The sequence below is a fragment of the Rossellomorea vietnamensis NBRC 101237 genome (genome assembly GCF_001591825.1).
GTDB lineage: Bacteria > Bacillota > Bacilli > Bacillales > Bacillaceae_B > Rossellomorea > Rossellomorea vietnamensis.
Map to the genome: position 1 here is coordinate 88,266 of NZ_BCVQ01000006.1, position 21,693 is coordinate 109,958.

Below are 21,693 nucleotides of genomic sequence, written 5' to 3' on the forward strand. Positions count from 1 at the left end.
GATGGATAGGTTTGAATCAGGCTGCCTGTTTCTTGCCTTCTACATTATTTTTCAAGAACATATACAATGATGCTCCGAAAATCACAATGTACCCAATGATGCTGTATACGTCAGGAATCTGTCCGAACAGGAAGATGCTAATGAGAGCGGAGTATACAACCGTCGAATAGAAGAAGATCGATATCTCCCTTGCCGGTGCAAACTTATACGCGATCGTGATCCCGAACTGACCGACTGTCGCAAAGACACCTGCGGATAACAGGTACACCCACTGTTTCGCGCTCATCGGTTCATAAAACCCGATGACAAACGGAAGCAGCACGACCGTCGTGAAAAAGGAAAAGTAAAAGACGACTGTATAAAACTTCTCCCTGCTCCCGAGCACCCGGAGGACCGTGTAGGCACCTGCTGCAAAAATAGCGGAAAACACCCCTGCAACGTATGGGATGACATCAAAAGAAAAAGCCGGTTTAATGATGAACAATGTCCCGATGAACGCAATGATGATCGCCACCACCTGAAAGACGCGCGTCCTCTCCTTCAAGAATAGAGCAGAAAAGATGATGGTCAAAAATGGACTCAGCTTGTTCAGCATATCGGCATCCGATAACACGAGATGATCGATCGCATAAAAGAACAGCACAATTCCAACAGCCCCTAATGAAGAACGCAGCAATAGAAGCTTTTGATTTTCTTTTTTTCCGAATAGTCGTTCCTTATGGTACCGGACAAACCCGAATGCAATGAAGGCAGAGACGATATTCCGGAAAAAGGTTTTCTGAATGGTCGGCACATCCCCCGATAATTTGACAAATGCAGCCATCAAGGAGAAACCAAACGCTGATAATAATAATAGTAATATGCCTTTATTTCGATTTGACATTTTATCCTCCATTGATAATCAATTTAGCAACTAAATCAGTGTATCAAAAAAAGGAGGCAAAGAAAAAAATTCGAACCACCAGCTATTATTTCCCTGAAAAAGGAATACCTTTTTGAACTAAGGGGGTATAGGAACAAACTCTTCATCCTGCAGGGGATCGGATTATTCCAACCTCGTATTCATGAGGAACTTTGAAGACCGTGACCTGCTGGTCCAAGTTCAAATTGCGTTTTATAATTCTTCGGGGAATGTCATGGACACCATTGAAACCGATGAGCGCACTGCAAACATTCAATATCGATACCGGTATAAAGACGCCAATTAAGAAGAAGAACCTGCAGGTCAGGTGCTTCTTCTTTTTATAGAAAGAGGATATTCAGGCCTTTCTCTCAATACATATGGAATAACAGCACCATTTAGAGGAGGATCTGATTATGCTTGAGAAATTCGTCGACCCGCTTCCCGTCATGGATACGATTCAACCCATTTCAGCACACAAAGGCTCTGATTATTACGAAGTGACCATGAAGGAAGGGAAGCAGCAACTTCACCGGGACCTCCCCCCTACTTCGATTTGGGGATACAACGGACAAATACCCGGTCCAACATTCAAGGTGAAACGAAATCAAACGGTCCGGGTCTTATGGAAAAATGAGCTTCCAGAGAAGCATTTCCTCCCTATCGATACCACCGTTCATGGAGCAGGAAAAAATCAGCCCAAGGTCCGCACCGTTGTCCATCTACATGGAGGGGCGACACCTGATACGAGTGACGGTTACCCGGATGCCTGGTTTACAAAAGGATTTAAAGAGACGGGGCCCTTCTTCGCCGGGGAAGTTTACACATATCCCAACCGGCAACAAGCTGCCACACTCTGGTATCACGACCATGCGATCGGCATCACAAGGTTGAATATCTATGCCGGACTCGCCGGGGCTTATATCATCCACGATGAAGAAGAGGAGGCTATGTCTCTGCCTGCTCATCCATACGATATCCCCCTTGTGATCATGGATCGGTCGTTTAATAAGGACGGTTCGCTTTATTATCCTTCCGAACCGGATCCCCCGGTTTCAGAGGTCCGTCCCTCCACTGTTTCTACTTTCTTCGGGGATACAATCCTGGTGAATGGGAAGGTCTGGCCATTCCTTGAAGTCGAGCCAAGACGGTATCGGTTCCGATTGATCAATGCTTCGAATTCCCGGACATATCAGCTTTCTCTTTCAAACGGAAAGCCGTTCATTCAAATAGGATCTGATCAGGGGCTACTCTCTGCACCCGTCCATGTTTCAGAAATCTTGCTTGCCCCTGCTGAACGGGCCGATGTCATCATTGATTTTTCTAGCACCAGCGGAGAATACATCACCATTCATAACCGTGCACCGGCTCCCTTTCCAACCGGTACGGTGCCAGACCCTGATACGACAGGTGTGCTGATGCAGTTCCGCGTGATTAAAACGCTTCAAGGTCAGGATATAAGCAGCATTCCATCGACATTACGGTTTGTACCAAGATTGAAGAAAAGGCATGCCATTCAAACCAGGGACCTTTTTTTAAATATGGTACATGATCAATATGGGCGGGAGATGCATCTATTGAATCATCAATTATGGGATGAGCCGATTACGGAGATGCCACGTTTAGGGAGTAGTGAAGTATGGAACTTCATCAACATCACGGAAGGGTCACACCCCATCCATTTGCATCTGGTACGATTTCAGATTCTGGACCGGCAGACCATTGATAAAAAAATCTATCAAAGCGAAGGTAGGATTGTCCCCACTGGCCCCCGTATCAAACCAGAGCCCAATGAACAAGGGTGGAAGGATACAGTTTGTGCAAATCCCTGGGAAATGACCCGGATCATTGTACCATTCGGTCCTTACACCGGCTTATACGTATGGCACTGTCATATACTGGAGCATGAGGATTATGAGATGATGAGACCGTATGTGGTGATCAGGTAAATAAAAAAAAGCCTCCGAACTGGAGGCAAACTCATCTTATTTCTTCATTACGGGAACCCAGACCTCGCACCTGTAATCCTCGTCATTCGGATTACCCGGCGGATATAATTCAATTTCAGGTGCCTCTCCATGCACATACCCTGTAGACGGGAACCATTCAGAGAAAATCCGTTTCCACACACCCTGGATCGCGTCAGGCATCGGACCGACCGATTCAAAAACTGCCCATGTGGAAGCAGGTATCTCCTTAACCTCCAGCAGAGTATGAGTGTCGGATTTCTTTTCAGCTCCGATAAAATAGGTGAACTCTTCACTCGGATCATCAAACTCCATGCAGATTCCGAGCATTTCATCATTACCCGCAGCCTCGCAAATCTCACTGTCCATGCCGGATGTATTGACCTCATCCCAAAATGCCGGAATCTCCCTCAAGTTTTGGCCATTATGGGTTGAGACTCTCTTCCCTTTTCCAATCACCCCAAAGGCTTCTTTTTCAACGATTCTATAATTCATTTCAACTTCCCCTTTTAATTGGATTTGGAAGGAGATACGCGGGAATGCTTTTAAAGGAGTTCCTGATTCCCTCACCTGGGATGGAGAAACACCGTGAGCTTTACGAAATGCCTTCGAGAAGGATTCCGGTGTTTCGTACCCATACCTGAAAGCGACATCAATGACCTTCACATTCGCTTGATTCAGTTCCTGAGCCGCAAGAGTCAGCCTTCTTCTCCGGATGTACTCGGCTACAGTGCAGCCTGTGACGAGTGAAAACAGCCGTTGAAAGTGAAACTTCGAGTTCAGTGAGAGTCTGGCAAGCTCCTCCATCTTGATCTCCCCTTCAAGATTTTCCTCAATATACTGAATGCAGTCATTCATCCTATGAAGCATTTCCATTTCTGATCTTCTCCCCACTACCCTAATGTACCATTCAACAAATCGGTACACCTGTCAATTTGTGCACTGTTAAGACCGGTAATATTCTATTCAATAATTAGTAGCTGCTATGCTCATACTAATCTTTACCAAGACACTACTTCTACACTCTTTCACCTATTTCCTCTTTTTATTGACACGAAACCATATGGTGTTATATCATTAAAGCGAAACCAATTGGTGTTATGTTTATTAACAGAAAGCAGGCGAGAAATATGAAATCAAATCAAAGCAATCAACTTCAAGATATTACCCAAACCGTCCTCTTCAATGCCCCCATTCAAAAGGTATGGGACACGGTCTCCACTTCAGAAGGCATATCTACATGGTTCATGCCGAATGATTTCCAACCAGAAGAGGGATACGAATTCCATATCCAGTCCCCTTTCGGCCCGTCCCCATGTAAGGTATTGGAAGTGGATGCGCCACATAAGCTGTCCTTTTCCTGGGATACAGATGGCTGGTTCGTCACATTTCTTTTAAAAGAGGTCGGGACACAAACCGAGTTCACATTGATTCATGGTGGCTGGAAGCATGATGATGCCGTTGTTTCAAAACCGAACGAAAAAAGCTCCGTTATCCGGGAACGAATGGCGAACGGCTGGGTCGGCATAGTGGACCAGCGCCTTCGGAAGGTTGTGGAGGAATAAGTGTCTGCCGTTAAACATGACGTATTCCAGGCGATTGCAGACCCGACCCGCCGGGAAGTGCTTCGCCTTCTTTCAGAAAAAGAGATGCCCATTTCGGCCCTGACTTCCCACTTTCCCATGAGCCGGACCGCCATTGCAAAGCATCTTGCCATCCTGACAGAAGCCGAGTTGGTGGCAGGTGAAAAAGTCGGCAGGGAAAAGATCTATCGCCTACAGCCTGAACCCCTCGGAGAACTAAAAGACTGGTTAGCCTATTACGAACAGTTCTGGAGCAATAAACTGACCAAGCTGAAATACGTTCTGGAAGAGAATAATGAAGATTAGCGAAGAGGGACGGACCTTTAGATTCACGGTCCGTCCCTGTTTATTTTTGACAAATTAGAATTGAAACTACATCGGCCCCGTCTATTCTCCTTCTTTCCTATCATATATTTAAATAATGCAGCTTCGGCTTAAGGGGGAGAACAATATGCGAAACAGAGCTGATGATCATCATTACGGTGATCTTTCTTATCCGGATGATATGGTATCCATCGTTAAAAATGGATTGGTTTCCATACAAAAACCAAGGAAAGTGATTATCATCGGTGCAGGTATGGCCGGCTTGGTGGCAGGATCCCTTTTGAAAAAAGCAGGTCACTCCGTTACGATCCTTGAAGGGAATGACCGGATTGGCGGAAGGGTATATACGTTACGGCAACCTTTTTCAGAAGGTCAATACCTTGATGTAGGTGCCATGCGATTTCCGGAAAACCATGATTTAGTATTTGAATATATTCGTAAATTCAACTTACCCACCAATGAATTCATCAATAAGAGTGATCTCTATCTCGTAAATGGAGTCCAAACAACAGATTCGAATTACAACAAAAATCCGGGAATCTTCAACTACCCCTTCCCCCCTGAAGAACAGGGCAAAACAGCCATCGAATTATTATCCTCCGCCGTGAAACCCTTTTTAGACTTGTACGAAAAAGCAAGCCCTGAGGAACAAGAACGGTTACGATTAAAGTTTGATCATTATTCATTCGATGTTTTCTTGCGGTTCAATCCAATCGGAACCTCCCTTTCCCCCGAAGCCATCCGTATCGTAAAGGTCATTCTTGGTATAGAAGGGTTTCCCGAGCTATCATTCGTTGATATTCTTCTTGATATTGTCCGAACCGTCTTCAATGATAAATTAAAGTTTTATGAAATCGATGGTGGGAATGATAAGCTTCCCTACTCTTTCTTGCCGGAGCTTCATCAGAATATCTTCTACTCCCAAAAGGTCCATGGAATTGTTCAGAAGGATGACGGCGTCGAGGTCATTACAAGAGATCGCACGACAAACCGTTACCACCGCTTTCTGGGGGACTATACCATCGTGACGGTCCCTTATTCTGTATTTCAATTCATTGATGTCCAGCCCCACGAATCCATCTCCTTTCAGAAATGGAAGGCGATACGGGAGCTCAATTATGTCTCATCTGTAAAAATTGGGTTGGAGTTCAAATCAAAGTTCTGGGAATCCTTCAATATAGGCAATATCATAACAGACCTTCCCATCCGGTATACGTACCGTCCAAGCCATGGGATCGGGGTCGCTGGTCCCGGTGTCATGCTCGGGAGTTACAGCTGGGGACAGAATGCCAATCTGTGGAATAGTTTGCCTGAAGATGAGCGAATTCGAGAAGCACTCCAGGGACTGTATAAAATATACGGAGATCAGGTGTACAAAGAATTTTCAAAAGGTGCCTCCTACAGTTGGGGGGAAAACCAATTCTCTGCCGGATGCTTCACCCTATTCGCCCCCAACCAGGCCACGGACTTCTCGGATTCCTTATACTTACCGGAACACCGCATCCACTTTGCCGGAGAACACACCTCCCCTTTCCACGGCTGGGTGGAAGGGGCAATCGAATCGGCCATCCGTGCCGCTTATGAAGTCAATAATAGAACGGATTGAAAAGAGGGACGGACCTTTGTTCCAAAGGTCCGTCCCTCTCCGTTTAGTAAATTTTGGCCATGACGACCATGGAGATGAATACGGTCATGATGGTCAGACTGGTGATTATGTACATTAGATTCATAGCCGTTAGATCAATCAGGCCAAGGCCGAGTGTGGACATGATGATAATGTAAAAGAATAAGATGGCAAAGTACGAATAGAAGATTCCCTTCTCCCTTATGACCTTCATCCGCTCATCCTTATCCTTGAACTGTGGATAAAGATAGTGCATACAAAAGCTCATTACCGTCAAAGACAGCGGAGTAAGGGCAAAAAACGGGAACTCCCCTGCCGAGATGCCGACGAAAAATAAAAAGGCCGTCTGCAGCGCCATAATCGATCCTATAATCAAATAACCCTTTGTCACGATTTCTCTTCCCCTTTCTCTTCATACAAAAAAATCTCTTCAATTGACGTTTCAAATACATTTGCCAGCTGAAAAGCTAGATTCAAAGAAGGGTCATACTTCCCCTTTTCAATCGAAATGATGGTCTGCCTCGAAACCCCTAATCTCGCCGCCAATCTTTCCTGTGAGTATCCAAACGTCTTGCGGTATTCTACTAGTCTATTTTTCAAAGAAGGATACCTCCTTATATTTCCATATCATAATGTAAAGGACACTTTACGTCAAGTGTCCTTTACATTATGATGGAACTTTTTCATTCAAGCGTATACAAAAGGAGGGACGGACCTTTGTTTCAAAGGTCCGTCCCTCCTATCATTATTTCACTTTAATCACGATTTTCCCTTTTGCATGGTGCGTTTCACTGAGTGCGTGAGCGTCTTTTAATCCTTGTTCGCTCAGTGGGAATGTTTCTCCGATCACGGGCTTTAATTGACCGGATTCGTACAGGTCGGCAAGCTTTGAGAGCTGTTCTCCTTTTGGATCGAGCCAAAGGAATTCGGCTTTCACCCCGTACTTAGCTGCTTCGTCCTCTTTCGGGGGCTCTGCAATCGATACGAGCTTTCCATTTTCCTTGAGTACTTTATAGCTGTTCGACTGAATGTCCCCGCCCATGGTATCCAGCACCAGGTCGAAGCCTTGTAACACTGCACTAAAGTCTTCTTCTTTATAATTGATGAATTGATCGGCTCCCAATGATCGGACGAACTCCTCATTCTTTCCGCTTGCCGTTGTGGCGACATTTGCCCCGAAGCTTTTGGCAATCTGAATCGCATAATTCCCTACCCCACCGGAACCTGCGTGGATCAGCACCTTATCGCCTTCTTTGATTTTACCGAAACCGACTAAACACTGCCAGGCAGTCAATCCGGCCAGGGGAATGGCAGCCGCTTCTTCAAAGCTCATGCTTTCAGGCATTTTGGCAAGCAGATCTTCATCCACAGCCACATACTCAGCGTAGGTACCTTCCCTTGTCGTAGCCGGCCTGGCAAATACACGGTCTCCCACTTCGAATCCTTTTACATTCTTCCCTTTTTCAGCGATCACTCCCGCTGCATCCCATCCAAGGATGATCGGGAATTCAAAGTCCAGCATATCTTTCAGATACCCTGCCCTCACCTTCCAATCGATGGGGTTGATGGATGTGGCATGATTTTCGAGCAGGATTTGATTGTCGCCGATTGACGGCCGATCGATTTCTTTTTCCTGTAAAACGGCTTTGTCTCCGTACTGGTTGATGATGATGGCTTTCATATCACTACGCCCTCCTTGTTTTTGAACATACGGTTTATTTTCCCTCTTATTCAGGGTATTTAAACAAGAGAAAGCCCATCGTCATAAATTATAAGTGTATTACTGGATTCTTCCCTCACACTATTGTAAATTTAAGACAAACTACATAGTCATACGCATATGGGAATCTATCTTTCTAAAGGAGGAACACGATGCAACACTACAATCTCATCATCAATGGAGAACAAACCGGATCGGATCTTGACAAGAAAGAGGTAATCAATCCCGCGACATCGGAAGTGATCGCCACCATTCCAAATGGGGGTAAAAAAGAGGCTGTGAAGGCCGTGAATGCCGCTCATGAGGCATTCAAGGAATGGTCCCAATTCTCGGCTTACGAACGAAGTGAACTCATTCGAAAATGGTATGATCTTATTAATGAAAACAAAGAGGATCTTGCACGCACGATGACCATCGAGCAAGGAAAACCGCTTAAAGAGGCACTCGGCGAAATTCAATATGCCAACGGATTCATCTCCTGGTACGCGGAGGAAGGAAAGCGGGTTTACGGGGAACAGATCCCTGCCACTCAGCGGAACAAGCGATTATTCGTCCATAAGCAGCCGGTCGGGGTTGTAGCCGTCATCACTCCGTGGAACTTCCCTGCGGCAATGATCACACGCAAGGTTGCACCGGCACTTGCCACCGGCTGTACGGTCGTGATCAAACCGGCAAATCAGACTCCTTTGACTGCATTAAAGATGGCTGCACTTGCTGAAGAAGCGGGCATCCCGAAAGGCGTCGTAAACGTCGTGACAGGAGATTCGAAATCCATCGGGGAAGCGTGGATGGAAGACACACGCGTCCGGAAACTGACCTTCACGGGTTCAACGGAAGTCGGAAAGGTCCTGATGAAGGGATCAGCGGACACCGTTAAGAAAATATCCCTGGAGCTCGGCGGGCATGCACCTGTCATCGTAATGGCCGACTCTGATCTAGAGAAGGCAGTAGATGGTGTCATCGCCTCGAAATTCAGGAACGCCGGCCAGACCTGCGTCTGCTCCAATCGGATCTATGTCCATGAATCCATCGCAGATACTTTTTCTGAAAAATTGGTTGAAAAAGTAAAGGGGCTGAAAGTCGGAAATGGACTCGAAGAAGGCGTTGATATCGGTCCATTGATCGATGAGGATGCCATCGAGAAAGTCCGCAAGCATGTGGAAGATGCCGTAGACAAAGGCGCTTCCGTTGCCTACGGAGGAAAAGGTATAGAAGGGCTATATTTTGAGCCGACTGTTTTGACGAACGTGAGCGATGACATGCTGTGCATGAATGACGAAACATTCGGGCCGGTCGCGCCGATCACCACCTTCAAAACCGAAGAGGAAGCCATCGAACGGGCCAATGATTCCATTTATGGCCTCGCTGCCTATGTGTTTACCGAGAATATCACGAAGGGAATCCGGATCAGTGAACAACTTGAGTACGGTATTGTGGGATTGAACGATGGGTTGCCATCGACTCCACAAGCTCCATTCGGAGGATTCAAGCAAAGCGGTCTCGGCCGTGAAGGCGGTCACCAGGGCATAGAGGAATTTTTGGAAGTGAAGTATATTTCCCTCGGATTATAAGCACAAACAAAGGCACGCATGGGGATGCGTGCCTTTGTCTATTTTTTTTGAAAACGTTCCCTGATTTCCCGGTATAGTTACAATGCCCCGGCCATAAGGAATAAGAATATGATGAAATTCATATTTTCCGGGCCGGTAAACCCGTCAAACCCTTGCAAAAATAAGAATAGCATCCCGAAAGAAAGATAGATCGCCGCAGCAATATGCTTCATGGAACCCGCTCCCCCCTGCTTTCCTATATACATATTCCAGACCTGTTGCTTGCATAACTGAAGATAGACAAGAAATTAACATTATAGTAGGAAAATTCATTGACGGCACAAATGGCCTGTGCTAGATTGTGAGTATTAATGAAATTTTAAAAAAGAAGAATTGTATGAATATAGCAAATCTGCTTTTACATCTGAACGTTAGGACCATACGAAATATTTTCATCATGCGAGTTTTAGACTCGTCCCTGATCAGGGGGCGGGTTTTTTCATGTGTGATGTAAAATGTGACGGATGACCTATCAGTCGGTCATGAATTTGGAGGCGTATTTATGAGAAAAAAAGATGTCCTGATTTCGGGATTTATGCTTTTTTCGTTATTTTTTGGTGCAGGGAATTTAATATTCCCGCCCTATCTCGGGATGGAATCCGGAACCCACTTTGTAGCAGCGATTTCCGGATTTATTTTAACGGCAGTGTTCCTGCCTTTTTTGACGATCATTTCCGTATCCCTTTCAAAAAATGGATTATTATCGATTGGTGAACGGTTCCACCCCGTTTTCGGGATTGTTTTTGCCATTGTGATTTATATGTCCATCGGTGCTCTTTACGGAATCCCGAGAGCTTCCAATGTGGCGTACGAATTGGGATTTTTGCAGATCGTCAATGTGGAAGGGCGGCTTCCCTTATTAGTATTCTCGATCGCTTTCTTTGGGTTAACCTATTTGCTTAGCATTAATCCTAAAAAAGTGATTGATCTTGTCGGGCAATTCTTAACACCTATACTGCTAATCGTACTGGCTGTATTGTGCATACAGGCTTTTTTCACCTTTGATTACAATGATGCAACAGCCAGCGAGAAATTCCAGTCAGCACCGTTCCTGAAAGGCTTCCTTGAAGGGTATTTTACAATGGACGCCGTGGCAGCCCTCGCTTTCGGCATTGTCATCATCAATGGATTTAAAGAGAAAGGAGCTTCCGGGAAAAAAGAGCTGATCCGCGGAACCATCAGCGCCGGAATGATTGCCGCCATTGGACTCGTGATGGTGTATCTTTCCCTTGGGTGGATCGGACGGGTGATTCCCCATGAAGCACCTATCAGTAATGGCGCAGAAATACTCGTGTTAGCATCTCGGCAACTATTTGGATACAGCGGCAACCTCCTATTTGGTTTGATTGTGATGATTGCCTGTTTGACGACATGCATCGGACTGATCAATGCGTGCGGCCGCTTTTTTCATGAGATCTATCCAAGATTCTCATATAAAACATATGTACTGATTTTCATCCTGATCGGAATGGCCGTGACCAACCTGGGACTGAATATGATATTAAAGGTCGCCACTCCCCTGCTTGTTCTCATTTACCCCGTGGCGATAGTACTCGTAGCCCTTTCCCTCTTTCAGCACTTCTTCGGGGAAAGCAGAAGGATGTATGTGTATGGTGTCAGCATCGCGGCGGTCTTTTCCTTATACGAAATGCTCGCAAGCCTCAACTTGAAAATGGAAGGAATTCAGGCCGCCATCAGCCATCTTCCCTTAAGTGCAAATGGACTCGCCTGGACCACCCCTGCCCTATTCGCCGTCATCATCGGATACGGATTGGACCTCTTTCAAAAGAGAATCATTTGAGGGACGGACCTCTCAAAAAAAAGCAGCAAGCGAATGTGACCCATCACATTTCCCTTGCTGCTTTTTTATATACTGGTCCCTTTTTGATAAACTTTCATGGAATCTCCACTGAGTCCAATGGCTTCTGTTGAATGAGTCCAGCCGTATTTTTCATAATAGCCTTCGAGGTCAGTCGTCAGGTAAAGACTGTCGTACCCTTTTTTATGAGCTTCCCGGAGAGCATGGTCGAGGAGGGTCGAACCAAGACCTTCCCCTCTCTGGTCAGGGTGAACGTACAGACATGCAAACCACGGAAACAGGTCCTGACGGCTGTTGAGATCGTTTCTTAGCAATGCGTACGTGCCGATAATGTCCCCCTCACGAACAACGATATAAAAACGGGGAAGATCTGCTTCCGTCCCACAGGAATGAAACATGCAGTCATGGTAGAACCTGTAATTATCCTCATTCCCCCACTGTCCCCAGAACACGTTCACTGCTTGTTCAAACATGCTTGAATCCTTATGTAATTCAATTATTTTCATTGCGTTTTCCCTCTCTCACTTATTGAATGTATCACTTCTACATTCTTCATCCGTGAGAGAATACCTTTTTCCAAAAATGAAAAAGGCACGCTCAAGAGCTGAACGTGCCTTTTTTGCATCAATTAGTAAGCCCCATCGGAATAGGTTAATTCATAGCTATGGGAATAAATCTCGAAAATATTCCCGAATGGATCTTCTACATACACCATGCGATAAGGTTTTTCACCAGGATAATACTCACGGACCGGCATACGCTGCTTACCTCCGTGCTGCTTGATCTTTTCGACCATGCCTTCTACATCGGGGTCCTGGATACAGAAGTGGAATAATCCCGTCTTCCAATACTCAAAGTTGTTCTCAGGTTTTTCATTGTGGGGGAATTCGAATAGCTCGATCCCAATTTTATCTCCTGTTGCCATGTGGGCAATTCTGAACTTCTCCCAATCGTTCCCGAACACATCGCGGCACATCTGCCCGATCGCCGTATCGTCATTCTCGACATCGGAAGGTTCCATAATGACATACCAGCCGAACACCTCTTGGTAAAATTTTATTGCTTCTTCAAGGCTTGGGACGGATAGTCCAATATGAGAAAATGATCTTGGATATGGTAACATCGTAACTGACTCCTCCTTCGTTTTGAGTAGTTTCATCTAACACGACTTCACTATACGAAGATGAGCGGCTCTATGTAAGAATGCACTTTTTTGTGAGAAACTAACCTTTAGGTAAGAAAGGACTGGTTATGATATGGATACACCCACCGATCAGCACGGTAAACTGAAGTGTTCAATCGAGTACACATTGAGGAAAATCGGAGGGAAATGGAAGACCGTCATCCTCTGGCACCTCGGGACAGAGGGTACCCACCGGTACAATGAACTGCGTCGTCTCCTGCCTGGTGTCGCCCATAAAGTACTGAGCCAGCAGCTGAAAGAACTCGAAGAAGAAGGATTCATCAACCGCACCCAATACGACACCATCCCGCCTAAAGTCGAATACTCCATGACCGACCTCGGCATGACCCTCATGCCCATCCTCCACCACATGCATGAGTGGGGTAATGAGCATGGGGAGTTTTAAAAAGAGAGAGGGACGGACCTCCAAGCGGGAATCTTATGTAAAGTAGAAATCCGTTTTGGAGGTCCGTCCCTCAATTCAACCAGTACAGGCGGTTATAATAGGTCAATCAAAAAGAGTACACTGAAGATTGTTAGGACGATGCCCGCTGTACGATTAATTAGTTTGAGTGAGTCAGGTCCGATCCTGCTGCTTATCCATCCACCCACGAATGCAAGTATCCCCCACCAAAGCGCAGATCCCGAAAATACTCCCGATACCACCGTCAGAGAGGTTAGAAAATCCTCAGGCCCCCCCACCCGAAACACCCCGAATATCGCGATAAATGCAAGAATAGTAAGGGGATTTGTGAGCGTCAATAAGAAAACGGATAAAAATCCTTTCACCGACGAAGGAGTGTCCGGTATCCCTGCGCTTAATGCCGGGGGTTTAGAGGTGAATGTCTTCCAACCCAACAGCAAAAGGAACACCCCTCCCCATACTTGAATCCAGAACTGGTGAGCCATAAGGAAGCCGGAAACGACCGTGAGTCCCATAACGGCAATCAACCCATATAAGGCATCTGCCGTGGCAGCTCCCAACCCTGATAAGAAACCTGTCCGCCTCCCATATGCCAGTGTCCTTTGAATGCATACGATCCCCACAGGTCCAACAGGTGCAGCAATGGCCACTCCTATCATAACGCTCTTGATAAACAATAATGCAGCACTCATTGTTCCCTCTCCTTATTCTGAAGAAAACCTATCTGATTGTAGCAGCGGAAGTACCATCTTTATGAGAATCCAACACGGTGTTCGGCTTTGTCCGGTTGAAATGGTAATCGCAATGAGGGACGGACCTCCAACAAATCCCTCAATGAATTCCAAGAGAACCGTTTGGAGGTCCGTCCCTCTCACTTTCTATTCAAGCCATCCTGTCAGGAATTCTTTTTGGCTGCCTTCGTAGTAGGCTTCGAAGAACTGTGCAAAGGTGTCGGAGTCAACATGTTTGTATTGATACTCTTTGTAATAAGCCGCCAGGAAGTTCAATGCTTCCGTTCTTCCTCCATTACCTTCGAAGAACTCATTCAACAGGAGCGGGCCTTTTCCGTATACAGTTGAAATATAATTCTGTTGAAATTCATTCAACGGGGTATTCAGGAACTTTTCCGGCTTCATAGTATTCAGCACTTGATTCGAAAACGCAAAAGCCTTTCCCTCGTCCTTATATGCATATGCGAGATAGTAGGAGGATAGTAACTCTGCGAGACTTTCATCAAGCCATGCATCCCGATAAGGATTGTTCGCCACTCCCTGGTAGAACCATTGATGGGCGATTTCATGGAATAATGGATGTTCATATCCATCGGGATCACCCGATATTTCCACAATATTCGAGTATTCCATGTCTCCATTATTTGCAATAAGATCCAATTCACCGGTCGGATTCTCTCCGATGTTATCGTGGTAAAAAAGGAAAGAATCTGCTGCTTTTTTGAGCACATCATCCATAATGGAATCTTGTTCTTTTTTCATAAAAGCCCGGATGGCCACGTTTCGATACATCCCAACTTTCACTTTTTCTGTTTTTTGTTCCCATTCATCGGGGTTGAGGAATGCGAGATAGAAATCCCGGATGCTGCTTCCTTCGATTTCCCCTTTATTCACCGGTTCTTCCGACGCATCTTCCCCGGAGCTTGCCACCAGATATTCCTCTGGCGTTTCAAAGGAAACACGATAATTTCCATAGGTTGTATCATAGGATTCACCTTTCGGATCGAAAGGCTCTATATCCCAACCATCTTGATACGTCGCAAGCATCGGATACCACTGTGCAAGAAAGAAGTCTTCCCCTTTCTGCGACAAACGTAATCCATCTTCCGGAAGTTTCAAGCTGTAGTCGATGCTGATTGATTTCGTTTCACCAGGCTGCAGCTTTTCGTCAAGATCGACAAGGAGCTTATTCCCATTTAAGGAGTACTGAAGATCCTCGCCAGTGGTATTTATGGAGTGAATGCTGGATTCGGCATGACCTTTCACGAAATCCGGTTTATTTTTTTCCGTAAATGCATTTGGAATGAAATAAAACCCAATATCTCGAAACGCTTCTTCTGAATGATTGGTCACCCTGATATCGGTCTCTACACTCCAGTTCTTCTCCTTATCCATTTTTATCTTCATCGTGTAATCCCCAGTTGCACCCGGGGAAACACCCGTTTTCTTCAACCTAAAAGGCTCCCTGCTTTTTTTCAAGTCTTCCCTCGTAAGTTCGGCCACTACATCCTTGGAATGATCAGGAATCCTTCCGCTTATCATAAAGCGCTCATACTTATCGGGCACTTCGAACGTCAATAAAGCCGTCACTCTACCTGGAAACTTCAATCTTCCCCCACGGTAATTGAGGGCATCCACAATATCCGTTTTCAATGGATAGTACTTCTTCTCCTTTTCATCCAATAGGAAATAGGCACCTGGTTTGAATGAGAGATTGCTTGTATTGGGATCACTATATTTGATGTCCCAGCTGACAGGTATTGTGATGAGCTGATGTTTCTTTTTTGCCTTTAATTCCTTTGGCGTTTTACTAGGTGAATCAATCAGGATCGTTAGGTAATCAAGGTCCAGTTTTTCACCAAGCTCTGCCTGCTTTCCTGCAAGTTCTTTCGCTTTTAAAAATGCGAGGGGAGCATCCTCCTGGGGCTCAGCCTCCTCTTTCTTATCCGGTGCAAAGACCGACGTTGTTTTCCCTTCCGTTCCTTGTTCTTTCACCGGAGATGCCACTTTGGCGGTTTCACCTTTCTCCACTTCGGGAATTCCCTTTCCCACTAAGGTCATGACACCAAGGAGGAGGATGACAGCTGCCCCTGAAAGAATGTATTTGAATTGCTTTTCCACTTTCTTATCGTTGCTGTATCCTCCATTCAGTCCCTGATAAGGAGGAGTATTGGCAGCTTTCCCCGCAGGCAGGACGGCTGCGATGATTCCGGTGACGACCGGGATCGATAGGGAGGCCACATAGATCCACCAAAGGGTGAAAGGGACGCTTCCGTAAACCTTCCAGACTAACGTAAAGGCAAAAAGCAAGCCGACGACACCGGCAAGTGCCCCTGACAATATCCCTTCCAAAATGACAAGTATCCGAACAGTACCATTTTTCCAGCCAAGGGCTTTAAACACAGATATTTCGGGCTGTCTTTCCGCTACATTCTGCCAGATGATTTCAGCCGTAGTCAGGATGGCGATCGAGAGGGCGATCCCCATTGCCACATAATGCATCGTACTGACTTCCATGGCCACGTACTCCCCTAACCAGGTCGTATACATGACTCCCTTCAATCGAAAGGTGATGAATAAGTAAAAGACAAGAAGACCCGTCGGCAGACCCATGGAAACAACGGATAAAACGGTCCGTTTCCACCTGGACACCATTGAATTGATGGCCATTCCGACCACTGATTCAGACCTTGCCACCCGTTTGTGTTTCATGGAGATTTCCCCTGAACGCATCGCTTCGTATGGTCTGATTTTTTTCACAAGATAGGCGGGAATGAGTGCACCCGCGATATAAATCGTCAGTCCGATCAATCCGATGAGGGCCACTCGAATATAGGACGTTTCCAGTTCGCTTGTCACTGAAAACCATGCCAGTATGAGCCAGCTGATAAAAGATACGACCATACCCAGCAATAGTGCTTCAAGGAGAAGGAGCCTTGAAAGCTGATTCGGACGCCAGCCCAATGAAAGCAAAACGGCAAACTCCTTTTTCCTGGCGTACATCATGATGAGATTGGAGGAAAACACATAAACGATCGCCACCAGGATGACGCTCCCCACTACTCCTGACACCCCAAGCTTTGCTTCTTTAAAAATCGTGATGGAAGAACCGATCTTAATCCACGGCTGTTCGATCCAGCCAAAGCCCTTTTCCCCCTGAATGCCCGGGATATGAGTCAAAGCAGGCTGCGGGGAGGAACCTAACGTGACATCCACGATTAATCCCGTTTTCTCTTCGATTTCTTTTGCCACTTTTTGAAGGGCTGCTTCACTATCTTCATTGAAGGTGTCAACCCCCTTCACATTGACACGTATGGCTGAGATGGGTTTGTCCCCCAGAACATGAGCCGCCGCATCCAGTGTCGTCAACATCAAAGGAGGCTTCGTAAGGAAACCATAAGGATTGTTTGCAGGTTTCATCGTGACGGGTGGATTGATGGGATCCCCTTTCTCATCTACTACCCAGCTGGCTTTCGAAGGAAAGTACGTTTCGACGGGCAGCTCCGTCAAGGGGTCTTTCGAAATGGTCAGCTTCTGGGCATCAAAGATTCCGATGTAGTCCAGTCGAAGCCGCGGCCAGCTTGAGCTATCCTCTCCGAACGACTCAACCGGCCTGTACGCCTGATCGACTGCCAGAAGAGAATCCTCCGGTAAGCTGTATGGTTCCACTTCATAACTGAATGCCCATCTTTCCCTAAATGGGCTGGTCACCGGCTTGTATTCCACCGGCGACGGCTTGAAGGCCATCCAGCTCATACCTCCCAAACCCGATTCGAAACTTGGATTCATGACGGAATTGACAATTTTTTTGTGCGCTTCCTCTGTCGTGAAACTTCTTTCTTCCACAACACTTCCTGTTTGCTCCTCTAAATATTTCTCCCCGCCATTCTTCTTCACTTTTTCCATCGTTGCATCCTGATGGTCGGGGTCGAATGGCATATCGAGCTTTTCCACTGTATAGTGTATTTCCCCATCAACGAATTCACGGTTGCTCAGAATCACCGGTATCGATATATCGTTCAGGTTGCCTTCCAGTGGTATATCCATGACCTTGTCATTCTCTGAAAAATACCGGCTCCCTTTTCCAGCCACCATAGCATTGTCGAGTCCGACAAGCTTCGCTTCCTGTTCGGGATCGATCCCTGCAACGAGGACCTGTGTACCGTAGGATAACTCACCTATTGACTCACCAACTCCATAACCCCGATCCATCGAATACTGTCCGCCACCCACTGTAAAATAATAGTTCCCGTCGTTAACCTCCGCTTTCGCCCCGGTCTGAACCGTTTCTTTTTGATTCAACCGGTAAATACCCGGCTCTGTTATGTTTACCTCCCCCATTTGAACGTCATTGAATACATACCCCATCACAGAGATGGGTGCTGCAATCTTGACATCGTCCATTCCCTTGATGGTTTCATATTGTTCCAGAGTGATGCCTCCGTCGAGTCCACTCAAATAGTTCGGTTCCAATAGATTCATATCTTCCGTGACACTTCTGGAGTCAGGCGGCCTCACTACCATGTGATAGGAAGATTTCCACCTTTTCTGGAGTTCGTTCACAATCGTTCCATTGTTGGTTTGGGTCATCCCGACGAGATAACTCAGTCCGACACTTAGAAGCAGGACTCCGATGATCAGCAGGATGAACCGCTGCTTGTTGCGCCACCACGTATTCCATATAAAGCGGATCACAGGGCCCCCACCATCCGATCAGATAGAACCCTGCCATCCTTCATTTCAATGATTCGATCCGCTTTCTCAGCAAGTTCTGAGTCATGAGTGACAAAGATGACCCCACAGCCCTTTTCCTTATTGAGTGATTTTATAATTTGAAAGATGAGCTCCCCTGTTTCCGTATCCAGGTTGCCTGTCGGTTCATCGGCCAACAGCCACTTAGGCTCATGTACCAAAGCCCGTGCAATCGCGACCCTCTGCTGCTGTCCGCCAGACAGTTGTGAAGGAAGGGAATCCAGCTTATCACCAAGCCCTATGGATTCCAGTAATTCTTTCGCCCGCTGTTTTTTATCATACGGAACTTTCCTTGAGAAAAGGGGTGCCATCACATTCTCCATTGCTGTCATCGTAGGGATTAAATGAAATTGCTGAAAGATGAAACCGATGTTCTCAAACCTGAAATCCGCCATCTCCTTCTGACTGAATTCCGTTACATCCTTTGACTCGAATAAGATACTTCCTCCTGTCGGACGGTCCAACGTTCCGATCACACTCAATAACGTTGACTTTCCTGAACCGGATGACCCTACCACAGAAACAAATTCCCCTTGTTGAAATTCAGCCGTTACATTCAATAAAGCATGCGTCTCAACGCCTTCACCTTTATATACCTTAGATACCCCATCAACCTTGACCCCATTCACCATCCAAAAGCCCCCTTATTTTTGAATTTTTTAACAATTATAACAGAAATACTACAAACACATTACAAATATTTGAAAATTCAGGAGGGACGGACCTTGTTGTTTGGATGAGGAGCTATCGGAAGGGATGAGTTTGCCTAGATTTCTTAACGTTGCTTCTTCCCCCATTCCCGTTTATCCTGAGAATAGAAGGAGGGTTTACGATGTCTATCATTTTGAAACGAATCTATGAGGAACCTCCCCGATTAGGTGGTCACCGGATCCTGATCGACCGTGTCTGGCCCCGTGGAATATCGAAAGAAGAGGCAGAACTTGAGGAGTGGATGAAAGAGATTACACCCAGTCCCTCTTTACGGAAGTGGTTTAACCACGACCCCGAAAAGTTCGAGAAGTTCAAACAAGCCTATAAAGACGAACTCCATCAAGATGAAGAAAAACAAAAAAAACTGCGGAAACTGAAGGAAATGGCAGAAAATGAACGCCTAGTCCTTCTCTACGGAGCAAAAGACGAGAAGCACAACCATGCCGTCGTGCTTAAAGAAGTCCTGGAGGATATGTAAGAGGGACGGACCTCTACATCAGCCAAATTCGCTGATTGAAGGTCCGTCCCTCAAAAAATACTTTCGATCAAAAGATAGATGCCGCTAAATAAGAGGAGTACGTAGGTAACGATTTGAAAGAACTTTTGATTGATTTTGCTGAATAATGCCTGTCCTGACAGGAGGCCAACAGCTACTACGGGTAATGCTTGCAAGCTTGATTTCCAAACGGTCAGAGTCGTTCCCGCCACGTTCACCTGTATCCCTAAACTGATGAGATAGATGAACAAATAAAAGGCAAGGGTTGTCCCCCGAAGTTTCTCTTTCTTTGTCCCGGTGCCTGAAAAATACAGAAGCAGTGGCGGCCCCGGCATACCGATACTCGTAGTCAGCACACCTGATAATGCCCCTGCCAGAAAGTCCCGGGGAGTCGACTGCGTGATGCGGAATTTCATGATAAGTAAAATCGTGAGCAGTATAATGACCAGGCTGATCACTACCTTTAGGAGACTCATATCAATAAGAGTAAAAACCACTATTCCCAGGAATAAGCCGGGCATGCTCCCGATTACAAACCTTTTCACCAGTGTAAAGTCAATATCCCGCCTGATTTTCACAATCAGCGCCAAAGAAATCACAAGGGATAAGATCAAATTAATCTGAATCGCTTCTTTAGGTGGATATAAGAGCAGTAGGAAAGGTGTAGCCATGATGGAAAATCCGAACCCGGTACTGGTCTGCAAGATGGATGCACATAAAATGATAGCCATAAACAAGATGAAAGTACTCAAGACACACGCTCCTTACTCTTTCTTTCAAGAAAATATCGATTTGATCCCACCCATAAACCAATCTCGGCTAGTAGAAACAGGCACACAATCCACGCCCAAACATGTAAAAACTCCTCATGAAACGGATAAAAGCGATTCAAATAATACGGATTATCATGCATGGTCATCGTAAAAGCATAGAACATCCCAAAGGTGAAGTTCCGCGACCACTGACTAATATGATAGGTGAAAATCCCCTTTTTCCAACCAAGTTTCTGTACCCGCGTGGCTGCTCTTACCATTTCCAACGATTCCACACCAATCAGAAGAATAAATACAACCAGCCAAAACACCATCATAATCCTTCCGGAGAGCATCCCAGACGAGACGATGGCAAGGCCGGTAATGGATAAAGCACCGTGAATGATACAGTTCGTACTCGGCCAATCGTCCATGAGTGTCCAACGGTTTCTGCCATAACGAACGATCATCAGTGTCAGCCCAATCAAATAAAAAAAGATTCCCAAGGATATCGCCCCAACCAGCAATCCCTCTGGAAGAGAGGGATAAAGCTTCACCCAAAAAATCACCACCGACTGGGTGGCAACGGTAGACAATAACACGACACCATGAGTGGAGTGGGCTGCCGGCCGTTTCACCAACTCTTTAAACTGGTAGACGCAGCTTGCCATAAAACCGAGCCACATCACGGTATTAAGTAGCATGACAACCTGAACCGCCACGCTCATATCCGGAAAATATTTGACGATCACATTACTCAAGACCGAAATACCTGCAATCCATGATCCTATGACGAATGAAGGTACGGGTTTCGATAGTAAAAGACTTCTATCTGATTTAGTTAACAACTGCTTAATAAGAGATTTATATATAATGGCAGTCAGCACAATCAAGGTAACACTCAGTATTTTTGCCGTAGTGTGGTTTACCCAAGTAAAGGCTTCAATAGCAGCATAAAGAAAGATTCCAAGAGCCATAACGATGGCACCTGAAGCCGGCTCAATGCGGTTTTTGTTTTCTTCCGTCTTCATCTTTCTACTTCAGAGACCTCCCTTCTGCGTGTTCGAACGCGGAGCAATGAAACTCCCGGCCATTC

21 protein-coding genes are annotated in these 21,693 nt (G+C 46.0%); 8 read left to right on the plus strand and 13 right to left on the minus strand.

The genetic code is table 11. The features are described 5' to 3' along the window. Positions 1–16: 16 nt before the first annotated feature. Positions 17–883, minus strand: coding sequence for a DMT family transporter (locus tag BVI01S_RS05325; RefSeq protein WP_034762379.1), 867 nt, complete (start codon positions 881–883; stop codon positions 17–19). Between the two features lie 431 nt (positions 884–1,314). Between BVI01S_RS05325 and BVI01S_RS05330 the strand changes: the two genes are divergently transcribed. Continuing rightward, entirely contained in the window at positions 1,315–2,850 is a 1,536-nt protein-coding gene (locus BVI01S_RS05330) for a multicopper oxidase family protein (protein ID WP_061809535.1), read from the plus strand. A gap of 36 nt (positions 2,851–2,886) precedes the next feature. On the opposite strand, the gene BVI01S_RS05335 is transcribed toward BVI01S_RS05330, so the two are convergent. After that, on the minus strand, positions 2,887–3,744 hold the full coding sequence (locus BVI01S_RS05335; RefSeq protein WP_061809536.1) for an AraC family transcriptional regulator: 858 nt from the start codon (positions 3,742–3,744) through the stop codon (positions 2,887–2,889). Between the two features lie 254 nt (positions 3,745–3,998). Here BVI01S_RS05335 and BVI01S_RS05340 point away from each other — a divergent pair, with 254 nt between their 5' ends. The 3 genes from BVI01S_RS05340 (at position 3,999) to BVI01S_RS05350 (ending at position 6,381) form a co-directional block, all read left to right on the plus strand. Further along, on the plus strand, positions 3,999–4,433 hold the full coding sequence (locus BVI01S_RS05340) for an SRPBCC family protein (RefSeq protein ID WP_061809537.1): 435 nt from the start codon (positions 3,999–4,001) through the stop codon (positions 4,431–4,433). Beyond that, on the plus strand, positions 4,434–4,757 hold the full coding sequence (locus BVI01S_RS05345) for an ArsR/SmtB family transcription factor (protein WP_061809538.1): 324 nt from the start codon (positions 4,434–4,436) through the stop codon (positions 4,755–4,757). 145 nt (positions 4,758–4,902) lie between these two features. Further along, entirely contained in the window at positions 4,903–6,381 is a 1,479-nt protein-coding gene (locus BVI01S_RS05350; protein WP_061809539.1) for a flavin monoamine oxidase family protein, read from the plus strand. A gap of 43 nt (positions 6,382–6,424) precedes the next feature. On the opposite strand, the gene BVI01S_RS05355 is transcribed toward BVI01S_RS05350, so the two are convergent. The 3 genes from BVI01S_RS05355 to BVI01S_RS05365 all read right to left on the minus strand — a co-directional run bounded on the left by BVI01S_RS05355 (position 6,425) and on the right by BVI01S_RS05365 (position 8,080). Next, entirely contained in the window at positions 6,425–6,790 is a 366-nt protein-coding gene (locus tag BVI01S_RS05355) for a permease (protein ID WP_244886877.1), read from the minus strand. Further along, positions 6,787–6,999, minus strand: a complete 213-nt coding sequence (locus BVI01S_RS05360) for a helix-turn-helix transcriptional regulator (protein ID WP_061809541.1) — start codon at positions 6,997–6,999, stop codon at positions 6,787–6,789. Before BVI01S_RS05360 ends, BVI01S_RS05355 begins: the two co-directional genes overlap by 4 nt. Before the next feature lie 145 nt (positions 7,000–7,144). Further along, entirely contained in the window at positions 7,145–8,080 is a 936-nt protein-coding gene (locus BVI01S_RS05365) for an NADP-dependent oxidoreductase (protein ID WP_061809542.1), read from the minus strand. A gap of 191 nt (positions 8,081–8,271) precedes the next feature. Between BVI01S_RS05365 and BVI01S_RS05370 the strand changes: the two genes are divergently transcribed. Further along, positions 8,272–9,690 carry an NAD-dependent succinate-semialdehyde dehydrogenase gene (locus BVI01S_RS05370; RefSeq protein WP_034762363.1) on the plus strand — a complete coding sequence of 473 codons (1,419 nt, stop codon included), beginning with the start codon at positions 8,272–8,274 and terminating at the stop codon, positions 9,688–9,690. Positions 9,691–9,767: 77 nt separating this feature from the next. On the opposite strand, the gene BVI01S_RS23085 is transcribed toward BVI01S_RS05370, so the two are convergent. Beyond that, on the minus strand, positions 9,768–9,902 hold the full coding sequence (locus tag BVI01S_RS23085; protein WP_280512982.1) for a hypothetical protein: 135 nt from the start codon (positions 9,900–9,902) through the stop codon (positions 9,768–9,770). A 329-nt stretch (positions 9,903–10,231) separates the two neighbouring features. On the opposite strand from BVI01S_RS23085, the gene brnQ reads away from it, so the two are divergent. Then, entirely contained in the window at positions 10,232–11,530 is a 1,299-nt protein-coding gene (brnQ, locus tag BVI01S_RS05375) for a branched-chain amino acid transport system II carrier protein (protein ID WP_061809543.1), read from the plus strand. 65 nt (positions 11,531–11,595) lie between these two features. Here brnQ and BVI01S_RS05380 read toward each other — a convergent pair whose 3' ends face one another. Further along, positions 11,596–12,054 carry a GNAT family N-acetyltransferase gene (locus BVI01S_RS05380; protein ID WP_061809544.1) on the minus strand — a complete coding sequence of 153 codons (459 nt, stop codon included), beginning with the start codon at positions 12,052–12,054 and terminating at the stop codon, positions 11,596–11,598. Positions 12,055–12,176: 122 nt separating this feature from the next. Then, entirely contained in the window at positions 12,177–12,671 is a 495-nt protein-coding gene (locus BVI01S_RS05385; protein ID WP_034762355.1) for a lactoylglutathione lyase family protein, read from the minus strand. 133 nt (positions 12,672–12,804) lie between these two features. Here BVI01S_RS05385 and BVI01S_RS05390 point away from each other — a divergent pair, with 133 nt between their 5' ends. Beyond that, positions 12,805–13,137 (plus strand): winged helix-turn-helix transcriptional regulator, encoded by a 333-nt coding sequence (locus tag BVI01S_RS05390; RefSeq protein ID WP_034762353.1) that lies wholly within the window; start codon positions 12,805–12,807, stop codon positions 13,135–13,137. Positions 13,138–13,229: 92 nt separating this feature from the next. On the opposite strand, the gene BVI01S_RS05395 is transcribed toward BVI01S_RS05390, so the two are convergent. From BVI01S_RS05395 to BVI01S_RS05405, 3 genes are all read right to left on the minus strand, one after another. Continuing rightward, entirely contained in the window at positions 13,230–13,847 is a 618-nt protein-coding gene (locus BVI01S_RS05395) for a LysE family translocator (protein ID WP_061809545.1), read from the minus strand. 186 nt (positions 13,848–14,033) lie between these two features. Further along, the gene (locus BVI01S_RS05400; RefSeq protein WP_061809546.1) at positions 14,034–18,581 is read right to left on the minus strand and encodes an FtsX-like permease family protein; all 4,548 of its coding nucleotides are present in this window, start codon (positions 18,579–18,581) and stop codon (positions 14,034–14,036) included. After that, positions 18,578–19,270, minus strand: coding sequence for an ABC transporter ATP-binding protein (locus BVI01S_RS05405; RefSeq protein ID WP_061809547.1), 693 nt, complete (start codon positions 19,268–19,270; stop codon positions 18,578–18,580). The genes BVI01S_RS05400 and BVI01S_RS05405 overlap by 4 nt, the downstream gene beginning before the upstream one ends. Before the next feature lie 200 nt (positions 19,271–19,470). On the opposite strand from BVI01S_RS05405, the gene BVI01S_RS05410 reads away from it, so the two are divergent. Further along, entirely contained in the window at positions 19,471–19,827 is a 357-nt protein-coding gene (locus BVI01S_RS05410) for a DUF488 domain-containing protein (protein WP_034762348.1), read from the plus strand. A 50-nt stretch (positions 19,828–19,877) separates the two neighbouring features. On the opposite strand, the gene BVI01S_RS05415 is transcribed toward BVI01S_RS05410, so the two are convergent. Together BVI01S_RS05415 and BVI01S_RS05420 are read right to left on the minus strand one after the other, a co-directional pair. Then, the gene (locus BVI01S_RS05415; RefSeq protein ID WP_280512983.1) at positions 19,878–20,597 is read right to left on the minus strand and encodes a sulfite exporter TauE/SafE family protein; all 720 of its coding nucleotides are present in this window, start codon (positions 20,595–20,597) and stop codon (positions 19,878–19,880) included. Then, positions 20,594–21,628, minus strand: a complete 1,035-nt coding sequence (locus tag BVI01S_RS05420; RefSeq protein ID WP_061809548.1) for a TDT family transporter — start codon at positions 21,626–21,628, stop codon at positions 20,594–20,596. The genes BVI01S_RS05415 and BVI01S_RS05420 overlap by 4 nt, the downstream gene beginning before the upstream one ends. Between the last annotated feature and the right edge of the window lie 65 nt (positions 21,629–21,693).